This window comes from Daejeonella sp. AP26 (assembly GCF_056680515.1).
Genome location: NZ_CM155286.1, coordinates 3,138,491 through 3,160,601, shown reverse-complemented (window position 1 = coordinate 3,160,601; position 22,111 = coordinate 3,138,491). Strand labels below are relative to the sequence as shown.

General features: G+C 41.2%; 17 protein-coding genes. 9 read left to right on the top strand and 8 right to left on the bottom strand.

Features of this window, described 5'->3' with window-relative positions; all coding sequences use genetic code 11:
- Positions 1-111 precede the first annotated feature (111 nt).
- The 3 genes from AC1MCB_RS13570 (at position 112) to AC1MCB_RS13560 (ending at position 3,836) form a co-directional block, all read left to right on the top strand.
- Complete coding sequence (locus AC1MCB_RS13570; RefSeq protein ID WP_479965248.1) at positions 112-1,905, top strand: acyl-CoA dehydrogenase family protein; 1,794 nt, start codon at positions 112-114, stop codon at positions 1,903-1,905.
- Between the two features lie 581 nt (positions 1,906-2,486).
- Complete coding sequence (locus tag AC1MCB_RS13565; protein WP_479965247.1) at positions 2,487-2,960, top strand: FKBP-type peptidyl-prolyl cis-trans isomerase; 474 nt, start codon at positions 2,487-2,489, stop codon at positions 2,958-2,960.
- Between the two features lie 12 nt (positions 2,961-2,972).
- A complete protein-coding gene (locus tag AC1MCB_RS13560) occupies positions 2,973-3,836 on the top strand; it encodes an FKBP-type peptidyl-prolyl cis-trans isomerase (protein ID WP_479965246.1) in 864 nt (287 codons plus the stop codon).
- A gap of 145 nt (positions 3,837-3,981) precedes the next feature.
- On the opposite strand, the gene AC1MCB_RS13555 is transcribed toward AC1MCB_RS13560, so the two are convergent.
- The 5 genes from AC1MCB_RS13555 to AC1MCB_RS13535 all read right to left on the bottom strand — a co-directional run bounded on the left by AC1MCB_RS13555 (position 3,982) and on the right by AC1MCB_RS13535 (position 8,440).
- Positions 3,982-4,899, bottom strand: coding sequence for a TIGR01777 family oxidoreductase (locus AC1MCB_RS13555; RefSeq protein WP_479965245.1), 918 nt, complete (start codon positions 4,897-4,899; stop codon positions 3,982-3,984).
- A gap of 89 nt (positions 4,900-4,988) precedes the next feature.
- Complete coding sequence (locus AC1MCB_RS13550; protein WP_479965244.1) at positions 4,989-5,417, bottom strand: CBS domain-containing protein; 429 nt, start codon at positions 5,415-5,417, stop codon at positions 4,989-4,991.
- Between the two features lie 179 nt (positions 5,418-5,596).
- Positions 5,597-6,940, bottom strand: coding sequence for an ABC1 kinase family protein (locus AC1MCB_RS13545; RefSeq protein WP_479965243.1), 1,344 nt, complete (start codon positions 6,938-6,940; stop codon positions 5,597-5,599).
- A gap of 19 nt (positions 6,941-6,959) precedes the next feature.
- The gene (locus tag AC1MCB_RS13540; RefSeq protein ID WP_479965242.1) at positions 6,960-7,613 is read right to left on the bottom strand and encodes a TetR family transcriptional regulator C-terminal domain-containing protein; all 654 of its coding nucleotides are present in this window, start codon (positions 7,611-7,613) and stop codon (positions 6,960-6,962) included.
- A 119-nt stretch (positions 7,614-7,732) separates the two neighbouring features.
- On the bottom strand, positions 7,733-8,440 hold the full coding sequence (locus AC1MCB_RS13535) for an SDR family NAD(P)-dependent oxidoreductase (protein ID WP_479965241.1): 708 nt from the start codon (positions 8,438-8,440) through the stop codon (positions 7,733-7,735).
- A 324-nt stretch (positions 8,441-8,764) separates the two neighbouring features.
- Between AC1MCB_RS13535 and AC1MCB_RS13530 the strand changes: the two genes are divergently transcribed.
- The 3 genes from AC1MCB_RS13530 to AC1MCB_RS13520 all read left to right on the top strand — a co-directional run bounded on the left by AC1MCB_RS13530 (position 8,765) and on the right by AC1MCB_RS13520 (position 13,956).
- Positions 8,765-11,557: a 2-oxoglutarate dehydrogenase E1 component gene (locus tag AC1MCB_RS13530; protein WP_479965240.1), complete on the top strand. Its 2,793-nt coding sequence runs from the start codon at positions 8,765-8,767 to the stop codon at positions 11,555-11,557.
- Between the two features lie 20 nt (positions 11,558-11,577).
- On the top strand, positions 11,578-12,795 hold the full coding sequence (gene odhB, locus AC1MCB_RS13525; protein WP_479965239.1) for a 2-oxoglutarate dehydrogenase complex dihydrolipoyllysine-residue succinyltransferase: 1,218 nt from the start codon (positions 11,578-11,580) through the stop codon (positions 12,793-12,795).
- Positions 12,796-12,954: 159 nt separating this feature from the next.
- The gene (locus tag AC1MCB_RS13520; RefSeq protein WP_479965238.1) at positions 12,955-13,956 is read left to right on the top strand and encodes a hypothetical protein; all 1,002 of its coding nucleotides are present in this window, start codon (positions 12,955-12,957) and stop codon (positions 13,954-13,956) included.
- 169 nt (positions 13,957-14,125) lie between these two features.
- Here AC1MCB_RS13520 and AC1MCB_RS13515 read toward each other — a convergent pair whose 3' ends face one another.
- The 3 genes from AC1MCB_RS13515 to AC1MCB_RS13505 all read right to left on the bottom strand — a co-directional run bounded on the left by AC1MCB_RS13515 (position 14,126) and on the right by AC1MCB_RS13505 (position 18,562).
- Positions 14,126-14,863, bottom strand: a complete 738-nt coding sequence (locus AC1MCB_RS13515) for a head GIN domain-containing protein (protein ID WP_479965237.1) — start codon at positions 14,861-14,863, stop codon at positions 14,126-14,128.
- A gap of 122 nt (positions 14,864-14,985) precedes the next feature.
- Positions 14,986-16,644 carry a M1 family metallopeptidase gene (locus AC1MCB_RS13510; RefSeq protein WP_479965236.1) on the bottom strand — a complete coding sequence of 553 codons (1,659 nt, stop codon included), beginning with the start codon at positions 16,642-16,644 and terminating at the stop codon, positions 14,986-14,988.
- A 49-nt stretch (positions 16,645-16,693) separates the two neighbouring features.
- Positions 16,694-18,562 (bottom strand): CocE/NonD family hydrolase, encoded by a 1,869-nt coding sequence (locus AC1MCB_RS13505; protein ID WP_479965235.1) that lies wholly within the window; start codon positions 18,560-18,562, stop codon positions 16,694-16,696.
- Positions 18,563-18,743: 181 nt separating this feature from the next.
- On the opposite strand from AC1MCB_RS13505, the gene lpdA reads away from it, so the two are divergent.
- The 3 genes from lpdA to AC1MCB_RS13490 all read left to right on the top strand — a co-directional run bounded on the left by lpdA (position 18,744) and on the right by AC1MCB_RS13490 (position 22,050).
- Positions 18,744-20,147: a dihydrolipoyl dehydrogenase gene (lpdA, locus tag AC1MCB_RS13500; protein WP_479965234.1), complete on the top strand. Its 1,404-nt coding sequence runs from the start codon at positions 18,744-18,746 to the stop codon at positions 20,145-20,147.
- 152 nt (positions 20,148-20,299) lie between these two features.
- A complete protein-coding gene (gene murB, locus AC1MCB_RS13495) occupies positions 20,300-21,316 on the top strand; it encodes a UDP-N-acetylmuramate dehydrogenase (RefSeq protein ID WP_479965233.1) in 1,017 nt (338 codons plus the stop codon).
- 194 nt (positions 21,317-21,510) lie between these two features.
- Positions 21,511-22,050 carry a sigma-70 family RNA polymerase sigma factor gene (locus AC1MCB_RS13490; protein ID WP_479965232.1) on the top strand — a complete coding sequence of 180 codons (540 nt, stop codon included), beginning with the start codon at positions 21,511-21,513 and terminating at the stop codon, positions 22,048-22,050.
- The last annotated feature ends 61 nt before the right edge of the window (positions 22,051-22,111 follow it).

Sequence of the window (22,111 nt, the reverse complement as noted above, 5' to 3'; positions counted from 1 at the left end):
AATATCGTGGGTATGGAATCTCAGATCTAATATCTATTATCTCATATCTAAAACCTAAATATTGGAGGATTGATATCTCAGACCTAATATCTCACATCTAAAATCTAAATTATGGAGACCACAGAAAAGAATAAATCAATTAAAGGCGGTGAGTTTATCATCCGCGACACTTCTTTTGAGGATATTTTTATTCCCGAAGAATTTGATGAAGAGCAACTGATGATCAAAAAAACCTGTGAGGATTTTTTAGAGTCAGAGGTTTTTCCAAATCTCGAAAGGATAGACAATCAGGAAGAAGGCCTCATGCCAGCGCTGATGGACAAAGCCGGTGAACTCGGTTTACTTGCAGTATCTATTCCAGAGGAATACGGAGGATTTGGAAAGAACTTCAATACTTCAATGTTGGTTGCGGATTGCGTTGGTCCGGGCCACTCATTTGCTGTGGCGCTTTCTGCTCATACCGGCATCGGAACGCTCCCAATTCTTTATTATGGAAATAAAGAGCAGAAGGACAAGTACATTCCCAAGCTGGCTACCGGCGAATGGAAAGCTGCATATTGTCTTACCGAGCCGAACTCGGGTTCTGATGCAAACTCAGGCCGTACGAAAGCAAAATTGAATTCGGAAGGCACCCATTATCTGATCAACGGTCAGAAAATGTGGATCACCAATGGAGGATTTGCCGATGTGTTTATTGTTTTTGCGAAGATTGACGACGATAAAAACCTGTCTGCCTTTATTGTCGAGAAAGGATTTGGTGGAATCACTATGAATCCCGAAGAACATAAAATGGGGATCAAGGGCTCATCAACAAGGCAGGTGTTCTTTACCGACTGCGCGGTACCGGTTGAGAACTTGTTATCTGAACGCGAGAACGGCTTTAAGATAGCGGTAAACATACTGAACATAGGCCGTATAAAGCTTGGTGTGGCTGCCATCGGTTCATCACGTCGTGTATTGACGCAAGCTATCATATATGCTAACGAGCGCGTCCAGTTTGGTCTTCCGATTTCAAAATTCGGTGCGATCAGGTACAAGCTGGCTGAAATGGCGACACGTAACTACGCTGTTGAAAGTGCTGCATATCGGGCGGGACAAAACATTGATGACGCTTACGAAGCCCTGGTAGCAGAAGGTATGGATCCGGCAAAAGCTAAATTGAAATCAACAGAGACTTTTGCCGTTGAGTGCGCCATTTTGAAAGTTTGGGGATCTGAAATGTTGGATTATATCGTCGATGAAGGCGTACAGATCTACGGAGGGATGGGCTACTCAGCTGAGGCGCCGATGGATCGGGCCTATCGCGACAGCAGGATTAATCGCATTTTCGAAGGCACAAACGAGATTAACCGAATCCTGATAGTAGATATGCTATTAAAACGCGCCATGAAAGGCGAGCTTGATTTAATGACATCTGCGCAGGCAGTGGCGGGAGAGTTGATGTCCATCCCTGAATTCGGCGAAGAAGATGATACATTATTTTCGGCGGAAAAGAAGATCCTAAAAAACCTGAAGAAAGCCGGTTTAATGATTGCAGGTGCTGCGGTTCAAAAGCTGATGATGACCCTTGCAAAAGAGCAGGAGATATTGATGAACATTGCCGATATTATCGGCTATGTGTACATCGCTGAATCGACTTTGCTGAGAACAGAGAAGCTTGTAAAACAACGCGGTGAAGAATCTTGCAAGGCTCAACTGGATATGATGCGCATCTATCTTCAAACAGCTTTAGATAAAGTAGCGCTTGCCGGTAAAGAAGCTTTGTATTCTTTTGCCGAAGGAGATGAACTTAAAATGATGCTGGTAGGACTACGCCGTTTTACCAAGGCTGAACCTTTTAATATTAAGGAAGCACGTCAGCGGGTGGCCAGGCAGCTTATTGAGGCAAACAAGTATTGCTTTTAAAATGACGTATAAGTGGTTGTATGGAAAAAACCTGCTTAGTTGTTGGAATCCAGTTGACGACATGTAATTTCCATCGTAATATAAATCCGCTGTCTGAGATAGCGGATTTATTTTGCGGTACGATCCTAATTCTAAAGACTGAGTTACTCTCCTCTTTTTTCTCTCAAACTAAAGGTTGAAAGAACTATTCTAGCTTATTTTTTTTTGAGAATGATTTAAGACTTCAAATGAGTACCTGGTATAGGACTGTTTCGACCGACTAATGTAATATGGATAGAATATGGAAGCCCTTTTTGAATATTTATAATGCAGCGATGATTACTTTCCCAAAGGACTAACAATGCCTGAAAGGATAATACAAGACTTTAAACTTGGGCGGCACTTAAGCTATAGTTAAAGTGGAAGTCCGGTTGGTTTGGAATAGCCTTGTCTTAATTCTTTGAAATAGCCCTCTTTGATACAAGAAAGTACAACGTCTTCAGCCGGCTATATATGTTATCAAAATTTAATCATTAGACTATTTTAGTTAAAAAACGTTAATCCTTAGATTTTGACGGATAAAAGGATAAATTTGCGGGCATATGAGATTAAAACACATCTTGCTTGCTTTTTTATTGATAGTCACCGCTTTCGGTTCTTGTAAAATGGACGAAGGAATTAGTCCTGAAGAGCAGTTGGCAGTTGACGAAATGCGAATTAAAGAGTTTATCACCACCAATAATATTCCTGCCTTGAGACATCAATCAGGGGTATATTATCAAATAATTGAGCCAGGGACTGGCGACTTGGTTTATACCGGTAATACTTTGATCACAGCAAAATATACTTTAAGGTTATTAAACGGTAATACCATTCCGCAGTCAACCGAGCCTGTGGACTTTAAACTTAGCGAGGTAATACCGGGCTGGCAAATTGGCATCCCCTTAATACAAAAGGGTGGTAAAATTCGCCTGATTGTTCCATCAGGCTACGCCTATGGCCGCCAGAGCCAGAATGGAATCCCCTCAAATTCAGTTCTTGATTTTGACATTGAATTGGTTAACGCTAAGAATTAATTTATCCCAAAAATGAGATCTTTTTTAAAATACACTTTGACTTCTTTGTTGCTGATTTCTGTTCTATCAGCATGTGATAAAGAATATGAATCCATCCAGCAGGTAGACGAGCGAAAGATTGAAAGCTATATTACCGCTCAAAACCTCAGCCTTACCAAGGATTCTTCTGGAATCTATTACCAGGTGTTAAATGCAGGAACAGGCCAACCGCCTAAGAATTCGGAAGTCGTATTTTTCACATACACTGCCAGATCTGTTGATGGTAAAGAGTATTTCACATCGGCTTCTTATTCCAACAACTCTAGTTATTTGGGTTATATAGTTCCCGAAGGCTGGCGATTAGCGTTAAGCAAGATTAATAAGGGTGGGAAAGTAAGGGTTGTTTTTCCTTCAACTCTGGGATTTGGACGGAATGGATCTGGGATATTTGAAGGCAATGAAGTTTTGGATAGTGAACTTGAACTCTTTGATGTTAAAACGCAGCCGGAAATGGAAGACGCTTTAATTAATAGATTTATGGTTGATAAGTCGTTAACAGGGTTTACTAAATTGCCTAGCGGTGTTTACTATAAGATAATTACGCCTGGTAGCGGCATTGATGAAGTGAAAGTAACCACTTCTATTACAGTTGCCTATACCGGCCGTCTTTTAAGTGGAACGATTTTCGATTCGGCAACCAAAGAGAAAGCTTTTACTGATAAGCTTGATAATTTAATCCTTGCCTGGAAAGAAACAATTCCATTGATCAAGAAAGGTGGAAAGATACGGATATTAGTTCCTTCAAGTTCTGCTTATGGCACGACAGGAGGTGGTAGTATTGCCCCAAACTCGGTACTGGACTTTGACATCGAACTTATCGATCTTAAAAACGAGTAGTATAAGCCCTTTAAGAGTTTTATGTGCTGAAAGTTGGCTCAGTCTGTTCCTGGTCTCTGGATTAATTGACTAATTTAATGCTGATAGTGTATTTAGTTATTTGATTTTTATTCGAAAGAGTTATACATCTTCTCATTCAACTCTATTAATCTGAATAGATCTCTTTCAGCGCATTTGGAAGTTGCGCATAGTCAAACTTAAAGCCGGCGTCTTCAATCTTTGAAGATGAGACCCGATTACTATCGAGCACTAAAGAACTCATCTCGCCGAGAACTATTTTGAGGCCAAAGGCAGGGGCATTAGGCAGCCAGAGCTTTTTGTCAAAGATCTTAGCTAGTGCTTCGGTCATTTCAGCGTTTGTTACAGGATTTGGAGCTGTCATATTGTACGTTCCCTGCATATCGGTGTTTTCAAGGGTAAAAACATACATCCTGATAACATCCTGAATATGTATCCATGACATCCATTGCTTCCCACTGCCCAGAGCTGTTCCGATACCCTTTTTAATTGGATTTGCAATTTCAGGTAGTGCTCCGCCTTCAGAGCTTAGAACTGTGCCGGTACGGAGTTTGACAACCCGCAGATTTAATTCAGTTCCTTTATCAACTGCGTTTTCCCATTCTATACAAGCCATTGGTAAAAAGCCTTTTCCAGGCGGAGAATCTTCGGTAAGCACTTCATCACCACGGTCTCCATAATAACCGATTGCTGAGGCAGAAACAATGCTTTTCACCTGGTGGGCCGGATTTCGTTTAAGCAAGTCGTAGATTATGCCTATGGAAGCAGTCCGGCTTTGAATAATCTGCTGTTTTCGTTTAGCTGTCCACCGTTTTTCTGCAATACCCTCACCTGCGAGATGGATTATGGCTGTAACGCCATTAAGACATTTTTCATCGATTTCATTCTTGTCAATATCCCATTTAAAAACCGTGATCCGGGGATTACCATGAAGCTCGGGATTTCTGCTGAGGTGGTGGATTGAGTAACCCTTTTGTAAAAGCATACGGGTTAATGGCTTACCGAGTAGGCCGCTCGCTCCCGTTATCAGAATTGTTTTGCTCATTTAAAGTAAAAGACAAAACTGATTGTTTAGTTTGATAAATTTAGGAATGTTAAAATTTATTGTTTGGCCGGATTGCTTCAGACTGGCTTTCAGCTATTTATATAACTTTCTAGCTGTTCGATCGTCTTTTTTTGATCCTCTATTACAAACCGTACCAAGTCACCGATTGATATCATGCCAATAACTTTGTCGTTATCCATCACAGGAAGGTGTCGGATATGCATTTTGGTCATTACCTGCATGCAATGATCAATACCGTCGGTTTGACCAACCGTAAGAAGGTCGGCGGTCATGGCTTCAGAAATTGGAGTTTCTTTAGAAGAGCGGCCTTGCAAAATAATCTTTCTAGCATAATCCCGTTCGGTAAAAATTCCCTTTAATTGTTCGTTCTCGATAATTAACAGGGAACTGATATTTTCTTTCATCATCAGCTGAAGTGCCTCTAAAACAGAAGTATTGCTTTCAACGGAAAAGATAACTGACGGTTTGGTAGCAAGTAAATGTTTGACTGATCTCATGCTGGTTTGGGTTTTTTTAAATGTAATTAATTTTCATAGGAAAATTATTAAAATTACTTGCGTTTGGCAACTATGATTGCCGTATCTCTAATAACACGGGCGTTGCGTTGCGGAATTTGATTGTTGACCTACAGTATAAAAAAGAAAGTTTGGGACAATATCAAATTTCATCGCTACCCTCATGGTACCTGTAGCTTTTTTTGAGTCGCTGTAAGATTAAAGCTATCTACGTTTGGCTTGTACGTATCCGTTTTAACTACCGCGCCAAGTTCATGCAACATGTTGTATAAACCGAAATTGGTGCGATTAACGTAAATAAAGTGCTTCACTCCACGAGCCTGTTTAAATTCAGGCATATTAGCTATTTTCTCTCCGTAGGCATACAAATCATTGAAATAATCAGTTTTACCAAAATCAAAAGTGTTGAACAAATAAGGTTGTGCAAACAGATGGATCATCTCTTTGTAAGCCTTATAGTAGGTTTCAACCTGTAGAGCGTTATCCTTAGGAAGGATCATTTCCAGTTCTCTGAATGCGTGGATGGTGCCTTGCTTATCGTTTAATAGGCTAGTGCTTGTCAAAGCGAAAAATGGATAATAGAAATCATCGGGCATCTCTTTAATGCAGCCAAAATCTATGATCCCAAGTTTACCTTCCGCCGTGATCAAAAAATTACCGGGATGAGGATCCGCATGTACAGCTCTTAATTCATGTTGTTGATAGTTATAAAAATCCCATAAAGCCTGTCCGATCTGGTTGCGCAACTCTGCAGAGGGATTACATTTCATAAACTCTTTTAAATGTTGTCCTTCAATCCAGTCCATGGTAATAATACGCTTGCTGGATAGTTCAGGATAGTACGTTGGGAATACCACGTTGCTAATTTCTTTGCAGGCTTCGGAGAACTCAATAGAACGCTTAAGTTCAAGTGTATAGTCTGTCTCCTCAAGTAGGCGGTCTTCAACTTCATTCATGTACACTTCCAATTCTTTTTGGCTCATCCCTAAGAGCCGAAAGGCAAAGGGCTTAACCATTTTTAAGTCTGAAGAAATACTATCACCAACACCGGGGTATTGGATCTTTACAGCTAGTTTATTGCCTCTCAGGCTAGCCTCATGAACTTGCCCAATAGATGCTGCGTTAGTTGACTTGATATTAAAGTAGTCGTAAATCTGATCAGGAGTTTTTCCAAAATATTTGGTGAAGGTTCGAACAATTAACGGTCCGGATAGTGGCGGTGCATTATATTGCGACAAAGAGAACTGATCAACGTAAGCTTTCGGAAGAATATTCTTGTCCATGCTTAACATCTGAGCAACCTTTAATGCGCTGCCTTTTAATTTACTTAGCGATTCATATATATCAGTGGCATTATTTAAATTCAATTCCTCAGTGTTCAAGTCAGGATTGAATAATTTCTTAGAGTAGTGCTTAATGTAATTCCCGCCCACCTTAAATCCGGTTGCGACGAAGCGTGCAGAACGCTGGCCTTTGGAGGTAGGAATACTATCTTGTTCTTTCATAATACTGACTAGGATCTACTTAGAATTTCATGTTCTGTTTAAAACCGCCGTTGTTCACCATAAACTTTCCGTAATCGATGAGACTATCAAGTGGAGACTTTTCAAAAAGATCAAAAGTAACATTGATCCCCTTTTCGATTGCCTCATCGGTTTTCTCGAACCCTGCGCTGCTATCTTTCGCCCAGAAATTTATAATGAACACAAATTGTACCCATAGCGCATCTTTATATTTTTCTGAGAAAAACCGGCGATCGGCAAGCTCCCTGGTTTCCAGCCCTTCCTCAATGATCAATGAGGCGAAAATTTCAAAGATGTTTTTAGCTCCTTTTAAGACCTGAGGTGTACGAATTGCACTTTCGGAATTCTTCAACGTATAAAGTGCAAAGCTCCTTTTGCTCTTCATCAGTTCGATAAATCCATAAAAAAATGCGAGGGTCTTCTCACGGGAAGTATATTGTTCCCAAATTTCCTGGGATTGAACCTCCGTAAGCGCCTTTGTAATTAGCCCGGTCCATATTGATTCTTCAATTCCTTCAAATGACCCGAAGAAATTATAGAACTCTTCCTCGCTCAAATTATTCTCTTTAGCGAAGAGATAGACAGATTTAGGCTTTCCGCCTTGCGTTAATACATAATCAACGTAGGCATTTTGTAGTTCTTCTGCAGTTGTCATATTTTTAATATTAGATGCTTTGTATGTCCCCAGGGTCTATTCTCGGTTGCCAACTCTTCGGTTGACATATACCAAATCCGAGATTGAAAATACCGCTTGTCGGTAATCGTTTTAACTTCCTATGATCTTAAGGCTGATAACCCTCCGTCTATATGTAATACCTGGCCCGTAATCCAGCTGCTGTCTTCAGATAATAAAAATAAGGCAGCTGATGAAATATCACTTGCCTGGCCAATCCGGCCAAGTGGATGACGTTTTGCCGAAATCTCCCGTTTTTCGGGAGTGGAAAGAAGGTTAGCCGCCAAAGGTGTATCAGTTAGGGAAGGTGCTATCGTATTAACGCGAATTCCGGAGTTTGAATATTCCGCTGCCAGGGAAATTGATAATCCTTCAACAGCACTCTTGGACACACCAACCGATGAATGAAAGTTCATCCCTGTTTTAGTAGCCACGGTGCTAAATAAGATTATACTTGAACCTTCCGCTTTCTTAAGTTTGTTCACTACCTGGCGAATTACTTTAATTGCTCCGAGCACATTCAAATTAAAATCGTTTAAAAAATCCTGATCGGTCAGGCGGGCAAAGGGTTTTAGATTAATCGTACCTGGACAATAGACCACGCCATGCAATTGGTCAGGGAGTTGCAAATTGAAATCGTCCAGCTCGCCCAAGACATCCAACTGAATTTTACGCCCTGGGAAATCCTTGTTAATGTCTCTTGAAGTCGAGAAAACCTCAGCACCTTTCGCAACTAATTTTTCTGCAATTGAAAAACCAACGCCAGAACTTGCACCAATTACTAAAAAGGTTTTATTTTCAAATGTCATGTGCCATTTTATTAACTCCGAAGGTCGGGATTCGATTATAGTTTTAGGCTTGCTACTGTTTGCATATTGTCATTTTTAAAATCGCAATTGTAACGATATCAGAGCTTTCCGCTGGTGATGATAAGCTTAACATACTTACGGAATTTTATGTCGCCAGATTTTCATAAGCTTAGATAATTAATAGCTCTACCCAAATCTCTAGCCTTTGGAATAAAGTTAGCTGGCCGGAATTAGCACTCCATTGACATTTTGTAAATTCAGCTTTTGTTATAGCTGTTTCTGAGGTGAAAACCTTATTTTTGTGCCGCTATAGACTAAAGTTAAATGGATAAATTATCATACCTCAGTAACGCCGACCCTGCTTACATAGATTCCCTATACCAATCATATAAAGAGGATAACAATTCTGTGGATTTCGGCTGGCAAAAGTTTTTTGAAGGCTTCGATTTTAGCCAGGGTTCGGGCACAGCGGAAGTGGGTGGTGAGACACATGCACATCTTTTAAAGGAGATCAATGTCCTGAACATGATCAATGGTTATCGGGACAGAGGTCACTTGTTTACTAAAACCAACCCGGTTAGAGAACGTCGCCCTTATTTTCCTGGGAAAGAACTGGCCACCTTTGGATTCACTGAAGCTGATATGGATACAGTTTTTTCAGCTGGAATTGAAGTCGGACTGGGTCCCGCAAAACTTCGGGATATCCGGGAGCTGCTTGAGCAAACCTACTGCCAATCCATTGGTGCTGAATATAAATATATCCGGAACCCCGACAAGATCAAGTGGTTTGAAAACCGGATGGAATCGGAGCGAAATACTCCGAACTTTTCTATTGAAGCCAAAAAGAGAATCCTTAAAAAGTTAAATGAAGCCGTAGTATTTGAAAACTTTCTTGGGACAAAGTTCCTGGGACAAAAACGCTTTTCATTAGAAGGTGCTGAATCGGTTATTCCTGCTTTAGATTCAGTTATTGAGAAAGGTGCTGAACTGGGTATCGAAGAGTTCGTTATTGGCATGGCTCATCGTGGTCGTCTGAACGTGCTGGCCAATATTATGCATAAAACGTACAAGGATATTTTCTCTGAATTCGAGGGCAAAGGATACGACGCCAGTTCTCCTTTTGGCGGTGATGTAAAATATCATCTTGGTTTTTCAACGGATGTAGAGACTGCCAACGGAAAGAAAGTACACCTCAGCTTATGCCCGAATCCTTCGCACCTCGAAGCAGTAGATCCGGTTGTTGAGGGAATTGTTCGTTCAAAGATTGACTTCAAATACGGTGGAGATTATTCTCGGATTGCCCCTATCCTTATTCATGGTGATGCATCACTAGCCGGGCAGGGAATAACCTATGAAGTGCTTCAGATGGCAAAACTGGAAGGCTATAGAACTGGAGGTACCATACATCTGGTAATTAATAACCAGGTTGGGTTTACTACCAATTATAAAGACGCCCGCTCGTCAACATATTGTACAGACCTGGCCAAAGTGACTTTATCGCCGGTGTTCCATGTGAATGGCGACGACGTGGAGGCACTGGTTTATGCCATTAACAGGGCAGTAGAATATCGTCAGATTTATCACAACGATGTATTCATCGATATTTTATGTTACCGCAGGTACGGTCATAATGAATCGGATGAGCCCAAGTTCACTCAGCCGTTATTGTATAAGATTATTGAGAAGCATCCAAATCCACGAGAAATATATAACAAAAAGCTCATGGAGCAGGGAAGCGTAGATGCTAATCTTGCTAAAGAAATGGAGAAGGACTTTCGGGCTCTTTTACAGGAGCGCCTGAACGAATCCAAGGAAGACGAGAGTTTCTCAGAAGTAAATCCAATGTTTTCCGGGGCATGGAAAGGCTTGCGCCTGGCAGAGGCTAAGGAGATACACGCGCCCTCTAATACTGCTGTTTCTGAAGAAATGTTTTTGTCTATCGCAAAGGAAATCAGCACGCTACCTTCTGATAAAAAGTTTTTCAAGAAGATTGAAAAGCTTTTTGAAGATCGTCGAAAAATGGTCGACTCTAGGACTTTCGACTGGGCAATGGGTGAGCTACTGGCTTACGGAACTTTGGTCAAAGAAGATTTTAGAGTTCGTGTTAGTGGTCAGGATGTTGAACGAGGCACTTTTTCACATAGACATGCCGTATTAACGCTTGAAGATTCGGAGGAAGAGTATGTTCCCTTAGCTCAGCTGAATGATGTTACTGCGAAATTTGACATATACAATTCGCATCTTTCAGAGTACGGCGTATTGGGTTTTGAATACGGATATGCTTTGGCAAATCCGCTGTCACTAATCGTTTGGGAAGCTCAGTTCGGTGATTTCTTCAATGGAGCGCAGATCATTATCGATCAATTCATTGCCTCAGCCGAAACTAAATGGCAGCGGTCAAATGGTTTGGTCATGCTATTGCCCCACGGCTATGAAGGCCAGGGGCCCGAGCATTCATCAGCACGCATAGAACGATTCATGGAATTATGTGCAGATAATAATATACAGGTAACTAACTGCACTACTCCGGCTAATTTTTTCCATGTACTTCGCCGTCAGTTAAAACGCGATTTCAGAAAACCACTAATTGTATTTACGCCAAAAAGCCTGCTTCGAAGTCCACAGTGTGTAAGTAAACTTGAAGATTTTACTTCAGGTAGTTTCCAGGAGTTAATTGACGATAGTTTTGTAAAAGCTAAAGACGTTAAGCGTGTACTGTTGTGTTCAGGGAAAGTCTATTATGATTTGCTTGAAAAACAACAAGCGGATAAGCGTAGCGATGTGGCGATAGTACGTCTTGAGCAATTATACCCGACACCATTTGAGAAGATTGATGGTATTAAATCAAAATACAGTAAAGCCACGCAATTTATTTGGGTCCAGGAAGAGCCGGAAAATATGGGTGCATGGCCATATATGTGCCGTAAGTTCTCAGGTTCTGACTTAAATCTGAAAGTTGTTTCACGCAAAGAAAGCAGCAGTACCGCTACAGGCTATGCCAAACAGCATATAGCCCAGCAGCTTTCTGTTGTCGGCCGTGCGTTTGAGGATGCTGCGGGTCCGGAGGTTAAGAAAAAAGTTGAAAAAACAACGAATAAAGCCGTTAAGGTTGATTAATACGTTATAAAAAAAGCTATATGAGTTTAGAGATCAAAGTTCCGCCTGTAGGCGAGTCCATTTCAGAAGTAGTACTATCACAATGGAAAAAGAATGATGGGGATTTTGTTGAGATGGATGAGGTTATTGCTGAACTGGAATCAGACAAGGCTACCTTCGAGCTTACAGCTGAAGCTTCAGGAACGTTAAAAATAATTGCTCAGGAGGGTGACACCCTTCCTATTGGTGCACCAGTTTGTACGATAGAAGAAGGAGCTGGAAGTCCTCAAAAAGGAGAACAAAAGCCAGCTAGCAAAGAGCCGGAAGAAATTACACAATCTGCAGCTGTAAGTGACAAGTCATACGCTTCAGGAGCTCCATCTCCTGCAGCGGCTAAGATATTGTCCGAGAAAGGCGTTGATGCCGCTACCGTAAGCGGCAGTGGCCCCGACGGACGTCTGACCAAAGAAGATGCCCTGAAAGCATCGAAGCCGGCCGAGGCTGCAAAAGCCAAACCGGAACCGGTTAAAGTGGCTACTGCTCCAGTTGTTGCTGGCTCAAGAAATGAGCGTCGCGAAAAGATGTCGTCGCTTCGAAAAACTGTTGCCAAACGTTTAGTGACCGTTAAAAATGAGACGGCGATGCTGACTACTTTCAACGAAGTGGACATGCGTCCGGTTATGGATCTGAGGGGAAAATATAAAGATAAGTTCAAAGAAAAATTCGGTGTGGGACTCGGTTTTATGTCATTCTTTAGTAAGGCGGTCTGCGAAGCTTTAAAGGATTTCCCTTCAGTGAATGCACGAATTGACGGTGAAGAAATTGTTTACAATGATTTTGTCGACATATCCATTGCAGTCTCGGCACCTAAAGGTTTAGTCGTTCCGGTTATCCGTAATGCAGAATCCATGAGTCTGGATCAAATTGAGAAAGCGGTAGTGGAACTTGCGGGTAAGGCTCGTGACAGCAAATTAACAATCGAAGAAATGACAGGAGGTACCTTTACCATTACTAACGGTGGTGTGTTCGGCTCTATGATGTCAACTCCTATTATAAACGCTCCTCAATCGGCAATTTTAGGAATGCATAACATTGTAGAGAGACCAGTGGCACTGGATGGGCAGGTGGTTATCCGTCCGATCATGTATATCGCGCTATCCTACGATCACCGGATAATAGATGGTCGAGAGTCGGTTGGCTTCCTTGTGAGAGTTAAACAATTGTTAGAAGATCCGGCCCGTTTACTTTTGGGCGTTTAAATTAGGTTATAATCCCGCTTCGGCGGGATTATTCATTTGTATAAATATAGCTGAACAGATTCTTGCAGTATTGGACATTGAATCCTGCTTTCACTCGTTCATAACTTGGATAGAATCAGCCGAATAAATTCCTCTAACCATTAGCTAACCGAAATTTTGATGAGAATAATCTATTTTACTATCTCGTTATTTGCATTGTCTTTTACAAGTATCGCGCAGGAAATAGAAGGGAATATTAATCTCCATACATTCGCGGATAACCGTGAATACATGAAATCAAATCGGTTTTCCCAAACGATCTTTGGAGCTAGGTTTGCCCCGGAAGTTGGTCTATTAGTGGATAGTGTGCACCGGATTCGAATCGGCTTTAATGCAATTCATGAATTTGGATCTTCTGAATTTGCCGCAAAGGTTGATCCAGTTATTTACTATCAATACCAAAAGAACAACTGGAATTTCTACATGGGCGCATTTCCCCGGTTGAATTTACTTGACGATTATCCAAGAGCAATTTTACAGGATACTTTTTCTTATCTCCGCCCAAATGTTGAGGGTATGCTTGTTAAGTTAAATACGCGACTCGGTCACCAGACCATTTGGATAGACTGGACAAGCCGCCAAACGGATATTAACAGGGAAACTTTCCTTTTCGGACTCTCGGGATACTACAAAACCGGTATATTCTTTACTTCGCATTATGCAATGATGTTTCATAACGCACTCCCGGCAATCAGAATTCCTGACGATCATATTCAAGATAATGGAGCCGCCGCTCTTAAGGTTGGAGTAGATCTTAGCGGTAAGACCGGGTTGGATTCACTGACTATTAATACAGGTGGTCTCATGTCGTTTGAGCGCACGCGCACCATTGGGGACTGGCAAACCCCTGCGGGCTTATTGATTGAAATGCACGCAGGCTATAAGCGTTTTGGGGTAACGAATTCGCTTTATTTAGGCCAAGGGCATAACTTATTAAACGGGGACCGGTTCTATACCGCTAAGCAATACAATAGGACTGATATTAGTTTCATCCCGATCCGGTATAGGAACATCGAAGGTAAGTTCACCTTTTCCTTACATATGTTAGAAGGAGTTACAGATAGCCAACAAGCCTTCAGTTTGAGATATAACCTAAGTGGCTCGCGGTCTCTTAGAAACTAGTCTTGGAGAAATGGACAATACGCCTGGTACGAAATAGATGTCAAAAAGTTAATATAACTTAACTAGTCCTATTGGAATTTACTGAGCGGCAGATAATTCAGATTTAAGGAAAGCTCAATTAAATAAAGAAGCCAACGTTACCGCTGGCTTCCATTATGCAATTGTATTCTTATAATTTTGAGATACTTCCAGATCCACTTTTGGTTTTTTCCACCTTTGGATTACCAATGTAGGAAATATCACCCGAACCGCTAACAGCAGCGTTCAAATGCTTATCAGCCCTTATTGTGACATTCCCCGATCCGCTTACTTTAACGTCAGCTTCCAGGGTTTTGAAATCTCTGCCGTCAAAATCTCCGGAACCTCCAATTTTTATGATGGCTCTATCAGCGTTTCCCCTTACGTGCAGTTCTCCGGATCCACTGAGAGTCCCAGAGTATTCGTCAGCGTCGGCGGTTAGTGAGATGCTTCCCGATCCGCTTAATATATTGGTTAGGTTGCCTGCCTTAACGACACCACTGACACTGATGTCGCCTGAGCCACTTAGCGTAATGCTGTTTAACGACTTTGCAGTAATATAGATCGTAACCTTACTGCGAACCGACCGCCAATTCCAGTTTCCTTGTTTTTTGTTCCGAATTTTTAAAATGCCATTTTCAACTTTTGTTTCAATATCGTTGATAACATCATCATCACCCTCCAGTCTTAAACTTTCTTTGCTACCCATTGTGATCTTCACATCGAAACTTCCAGAAGAAGATATGCCCCTGAAGCCTGATACATTACGCTCGTCATCGGCAATTTTTTTTGATTTTGTAATCGTTACCACAGTACCGGCAGCGCTGCTGATTTCAGCTGCTGAGATAAGTAACGCTGCAATAGCCAGTGTGCAAAGAGAGTTTTTCATATACTTATTTAGTTAGGGTCAAATATTATTGCGACGATTTGCAATAACTATATGACGACATGAACTGACTTAAAGTTGCATATGAATAATAATAATTAATTAAATTGAGGCAGTTTAATAATTTACAAAATCGAAGTTTGCGTCGCATTTACATAAAAGGCCTCATCAACCTTAAGGCTATCACCTTTGAACGAGATGGTTTTCTCCTTATTCTCCGGTTTTAGCCAGAGGCTTTTATTGCCATTATGAATCAGAACTGGCATTTTGAATCCTTCAACTGTGTTAGTCCATTTATAGCTCAGCTTGTTATTTTTAAGCTTATAGCTAAGCTCCGGGATTTTAGTGGTCCGAAGGTACTGCTCAAAAACAGGCTGCAACTTTATTCCTGTTTCTTTACTTAAATAATTTTCAACTTCCTGAGTGCTTGTCGTTTTCAAGCCAAACTCATGGTTTAATCCTCTTAAGATCTTCTTCCATTTGATATCGTCATTTAATACCGCACGGATAGTTTGCAACATGTTGGCCCCCTTAGGATACATGTCTCCGGATCCTTCGCTATTAACATCATAGGTACCAATTATTGGTGCTTCGTTTCTAATGCCTTTGCGCAACCCAGCAATGTATTTAATGCCAGCATCTTTACCTTTCCGACATTCTACATACAGGCCTTCAGAATAAGTTGTAAATCCCTCGTGAACCCACATATCGGCAATATCCCTGGAAGTTATGTTATTGCCAAACCATTCATGCCCGCTTTCGTGAACAATGATATAATCCCAGTCTAAACCAAGACCAGTACCCGAGAGATCACGACCCAAGTATCCTTTCTTGTATTTATTGCCATATGCGACCGCACTTTGGTGTTCCATACCAAGAAATGGTGTTTCAATCAACTTGAAGCCGTCCCTGTAAAACGGATAGGAGCCAAACCAATCTTCAAAGCAGCTAAGCATCGGTTTCACATCATCATCAAATTGTGTTTTCGCTTTCTCGAGATTCTCGGGCAACACGTAATAGTCAAGGGTTAATTTCCCGTTCTGGTTATTGTGCTCATCACTAAAATGTTTGTAGTCTGCTATGTTTACGCTAACATTATAATTATTGATAGGGTAGGATACAAACCAATTGTATTGAGAATATCCATCTGTTAGTTTCTCGATTGACCGAAGGCGTCCGTTACTTACGTCCATCAAATCATTAGGAACCGCCACACTGATCAGCATACTATCAACTTCATCTGCTTGATGATCTTTTGTGGGCCACCACGAGCTGGCTCCAAATCCTTGGGTAGCAACAGATACCCATGGTTTACCCGTCTTGTCTTTTGAAAATACAAATCCTCCATCCCATGGAGCATTTTTCGCGATGGTTAGATTTCCGGAGTAGTAAACGGTAAACTCGTCACGAGTCAATTTTTTGATTTTAGCCGGAAAATCTATGAACACAGCATTCGCTTCCCTCTTGAAAGGAACTTCTTCGTTTCGATATTCGATTTTACTGATTTGCAAATTTTCAAACAGATCGAACTGTAGCTTGTCAAAATCCTGAGTCGCAGTGAATTTGAAAAGATTAGATCCGCTGATCCGCCTGTTATCTATATCAATTTTAACATCTAAATGATAATAATTAATATCATAGCAAGTGCGAAGTGGTGTTAATTTTCCCCGGAGCGAATCCGCTCTTGTAAAGGTTTTATTATAAACGGATAATTGAGCCAGGGAGTTTTTCACAAAGCAAGCGCTGATCAATAGCGCTACTAAAATTTTTATTTTTACAGACATTTTTATAAGCTGCTTAATTTATAACGCTGTGAACATAAGTTATTTCTATTTATTTTTCAGTTACAGTAACCTGAACTGAAGAAGCATTATTGCCGTCATGGTAAATGCGATGAACTGCTTTCTGAAAATCGTTGTCATCTGCATTATAGATATCTACAAATTTTTGTGGATTGCGGTCAACTAGTGGGAACCATGAATTTTGAACCTGAATCATAATGCGATGTCCTTTTTTAAAAGTGTGCGCAACATCAGGTAAGGTATAATTAACCTTCGTGATCTGATTAGGAATAAACGGCTCAGGTTTTTCAAAACTGTTTCTGAATTTGCCACGCATCACTTCACCGCGAATAAGCATTTGATAACCCCCCATCTCGACGTTGTTTGGATTGGGGTTGTTATTAGGATAATCATCAGGGAGAACATCGATCAGCTTCACAACATAATCCGCATCCGTGCCAGTAGTGGAGACCATTAGGTTAGCAACTATAGGTCCTGATAATGTTACATCCTCTGTTAAAATATCGGTCTGATAAACCATCACATCCGGACGCCGGGAAGCAAATCGTTGGTCATCAATCATGTATTCGCGAGTACGCCCCAGATGCACACCATCAGCATATGGAACTGGCTTATTTGGATCGCTGATGTACTCATCAAAACTTGCTGCTTCCTTTGGCGCGGTGAATGACAACTTGCCATTCTGATGGAGATATAAGCTCCGTTGAACAGCATTTTTCGGCGGCCATGAATCATATCGCCGCCAGGTATTAGACCCTGTTTCAAAGATGAGAGCCTCCGGAAGATCAGCAGGCCCTTTATCCTTCAATAAACTTTGAAAAAAAGGAAACTCTGCATTTTTCTGATACCAGGTACTGGTTGGCTGAGCGAAGTTGATATCGCCAAACATTTCGCCGGTGCCGCGAGCCCAACCTCCATGGAACCAGGGGCCCATAACGAGCGTATTCTTATTCACCGGATTCTTGCTCTCAATCGCTTTATATGTTGCCAAAGCTCCAAAGGTATCTTCTGCGTCGAAAAAGCCACCCACAACCATAGTTGCTGGCTTAACATTGTTTAAATGTTCTCTGATATTCCGCGCTTTCCAGAATTCATCATAAGTGCCATGGGCCATCAGGTCGTTCCAGAATTTTATGCTGTCAGCAAAATACCTAGCTCTCACATTCTTTAATGGCCCCAGATCCAAAAAAAACTTATAGTTATCGTTCACGGGGAAGGTAAAAGACTTGGGGCCCTTATCAGGCGTTATTGGCTTCGGTCTGGGAACCCCAAAGCTTGAGTAAAAATTGAAAGCATCCATTAAGAAAAACGCGCCATTGTGATGAAAGTCATCACCAATAAACCAGTCAGAAACGGGAGCTTGCGGAGAAACAGCCTTTAAAGCAGGGTGGGCACCAGGAAGAGAGGCAGTAGAATAAAAGCCAGGATAGGAGATGCCATAAATGCCTGCCTTTCCGTTATTGGAGGGAAGATTTTTAACAAGCCAATCAATCGTATCATAGGTGTCACTGCTTTCGTCAATATCTTTTTTGGACTTCTTTCGTGGATTGTGAGGACGCACGTCTTCAAATTCTCCCTCACTCATCCAGCGCCCACGTACATCCTGGTATACAAAGATGTAGCCATCTCGTGCAAATAGCATAGATGGACCTAACGTGGTTTTGTATCGATCAGTTCCATAGGGTGAAACCGTATAAGGTGTGCGGTTTATTAGTATAGGGTATTTTCTTGTTTGATCCTTAGGAGTATAAATAGCGGTGAATAATTTAATACCATCACGCATCTTAATGTACTTCTCTGTTTTAATATAATTCTCGCGGATGTAAGCCGAGTCAGGGTTTTGGGCTGAAACAGGTAAAGAGAACCACAGTAGTAATGCAACACAGAAAAATTTCATCATAATAAAGCAATTTGGTTGATGCTAAGATACTCGAAAACTAATTTTTCACCGTACGTAAGATTTTATATTAAGTAAAAATCTTGTGCAGGTCATCTGTCTCAAGGTAATTTTAATTAAAGATTAGTTTTACTGATTTTTCTATAAGGTTATTTAACTTTGGCAAATTTTAAACGATCCGTTTATGCAATATGATGTAGTAGTTATTGGTAGTGGCCCCGGTGGCTATGTTGCAGCTATACGCTGTGCTCAGTTAGGTCTAAAAACGGCGGTAATTGAGAAGTATTCAACTTTTGGTGGAACATGCCTGAACGTTGGTTGTATTCCCTCAAAAGCGCTGCTAGACTCTACAGAGCATTATCACAATGCACTTCATAACTTTAAGGAGCACGGAATTAATTTAAAAGATTTGAAGCCCGATCTCAATCAAATGGTTAAACGCAAAAACGATGTTGTCGCGCAAACTACGGGTGGAATAACCTTCCTTTTCAAAAAAAACAAGATTACATCATATCTGGGCCTTGGCTCTTTTACAGATAAAAACACAATTAGCATCAAAAAGGACGACGGGTCCGAAGAAAGTATAACGGCTAAGAACGTGATAATAGCCACCGGATCTAAACCTACCGAATTACCGTTCTTAAAATCCGACGGCAAACGCATAATTACCTCCACAGAAGCTCTCAACCTAACTGAGATTCCTAAACATATGATTCTGATTGGTGGCGGTGTCATCGGTTTAGAACTGGGATCTGTGTATGCTCGCCTTGGCTCAAAGGTTACTGTTGTCGAATTCATGGATTCGATAATAAGTACCATGGATAAAACACTTGGCAAAGAATTACAGAAGTCCTTAACAAAATTAGGGATGGAATTCAAGCTGAGTCATAAAGTGACTGGGGCAACCGTAAAGGGAAGCAAAGTTACCCTTACCGCAGAAAATGCCAAAGGAGAGAACGTTACCCTTGAAGGCGATTACTGCCTTGTTGCAGTCGGCCGCATTGCTTATACTGAAGGACTTGGATTGGATAAAATAGGAATAAAAACTGAGGAACGTGGTAACAAGATTCCGGTCAATGACCACCTTGAAACTTCGGTGCCAGGAGTTTATGCAATCGGTGATGTGATCAAGGGGGCAATGCTAGCTCACAAAGCAGAGGATGAAGGAACCTTTGTGGCCGAGGTGATTGCCGGTCAGAAACCTCATATTAATTATAATTTGATTCCAGGGGTAGTATATACTTGGCCGGAGGTGGCTAGCGTAGGCTATACCGAAGAACAGTTGAAGGAGCAGGGTCGTAAGTATAAAAGTGGATCCTTCCCTTTCAAAGCCAGTGGTCGTGCCCGGGCGAGTATGGATACTGATGGGCTGATAAAAGTTTTAGCGGACGCTGATACTGATGAGATTCTTGGTGTGCATATGATCGGCCCCCGTGTTGCCGACGTAATAGCCGAAGCAGTGGTAGCTATGGAATTTAGAGCTTCCGCTGAAGATATAGCCAGAATCTCCCATGCGCATCCTACTTACACTGAAGCATTCCGCGAGGCAAGTATGGCAGCCACTGAAAACAGAGCTATTCACATTTAAGTAATTTGGCCGTATTGTTTCTAATCAGCAATACGGCCAATATATAATGTCGCCGAAATCCATAATTTCCAACATCTCAAAGGATTGTTTACCTCTTTGATGACATCATTCGCCGATATTCCGTATCTCACACTTTCGCAAGCTTCCCTGACATGCCTCGCATTCTTGAAAAGATCTCTTTAAAATCCCTTAATACCTTTGGTGTTCAGGCCTATGCCAGGTGGTATACAGAAATTAATACATTAGAAGATCTGCAAGAGCTAAGCAGCACCAGTCAAATTTCCGGCAAGCCGATATTGATCCTAGGCGGAGGCAGTAATCTGCTTTTTACAAAAGACTATGATGGGCTAGTATTGCGGATTAACATCAAAGGCATAGATAGTGAAATAATAGGCGACACTGTTCTGGTTACAGCAGGAGGAGGTGAAGTTTGGAATGATCTGGTGAACTACTGTGTCGATAACCAGTTTGCAGGCATTGAAAACCTTAGCTTAATCCCTGGTTCAGTAGGTGCATCACCTATCCAAAATATTGGTGCTTACGGAGTCGAGCTTATGGACGTGTTCCATTCGTGCAGGGCATTTGAAATACAAACCGGAGAAATTCGCGAGTTCACTAATTTAGATTGTCGATTCAGCTATCGCGATAGCATATTTAAGAATGAACTCAAGGGTCAGTACATTATAATAGATGTGACTTACAAGTTGTCTAAAATATTCAGCCCTAAATTAAATTATGGTGCTATAGGTCAGGAATTGCAGAATCGGGGGATATTAAACCCTTCTATAGAAAATGTGTCTGAGGTAGTATCAACCATTAGAGTAAGCAAGCTTCCAGACCCGGCAACAATTGGAAATGCGGGCAGCTTTTTTAAGAATCCGGTAATTAACCTTGAAGAATTCAGACACATACAGTCTGCTTTTCCGGACATTGTCAATTACACGCTTGATAATGAGCGAATTAAGTTGGCTGCGGGTTGGCTGATTGAACAGTGTGGCTGGAAAGGGAAAATTGTTGGGAATACAGGAACCTGGAAAAATCAGGCCCTGGTGCTTGTAAATCACGGAAATGCGTCCGGCGATGAAATTTTTGACCTGTCTTCTGAGATAATCAAAAGTGTACAGGCAAAGTTTGGAGTTACCCTCGAAAGGGAAGTAAATATTATCTGAAAGTCACCCTCAATTAACTGCCTATTAAATCGATTGTATTTAAACTAAAACTTCCTCCACAATAATACATATCTCGATTTTTTTCAAAGTTGGGCACATGGTTTGTGTATTTTAAGATACATTCTACTTAAACAATCCGTTGTTTTTTTGAATTACGAACAATATTTGTTTATCTAACCTAAAACCTAAACAAAATGACTAAGATCGAATTCAACACCCTGGTAATGCGGCAAGCAAGTTCATTGAAGATGTATGCACTTCATTTTACTCATGATGCAGATGATGCCAATGACCTGGTTCAAGATACCATGCTTAAAGCCATCACGTATTATAACAAGTTTAAAGAGGGTACAAACCTTAAAGGCTGGTTATATACGATAATGAAAAACACTTTTATTAACAATTATCGTCGGTTTGTTAAAATAAGTTCTTTTGTAACTAAATCTGACGACATATCTTCTGCTAATCTGGTGTTTAGTTCAACCAAGAATCAAGGCGAATCGAAATTCATAATGGATGACATTAAGAATGCGATGGGAAAGCTGCCAGCTGAATATTATGTGCCATTTACAATGTATTTCGAGGGACATAAATATCATGAGATAGCCGATCACTTGGCCATTCCAATTGGAACAGTTAAAACCCGTATTCACGTAGCACGAAAGTTGCTTAAAAAAGGCTTAAAGCCTTATGACAATGCTGCCAAACGTGTAGCTTACGCTGAAGCGGAATAAAAAAGCCCCTTTCTAATTCATCATAACAACGAGAGCGCCGGAATATCCGGCGCTCTTAATT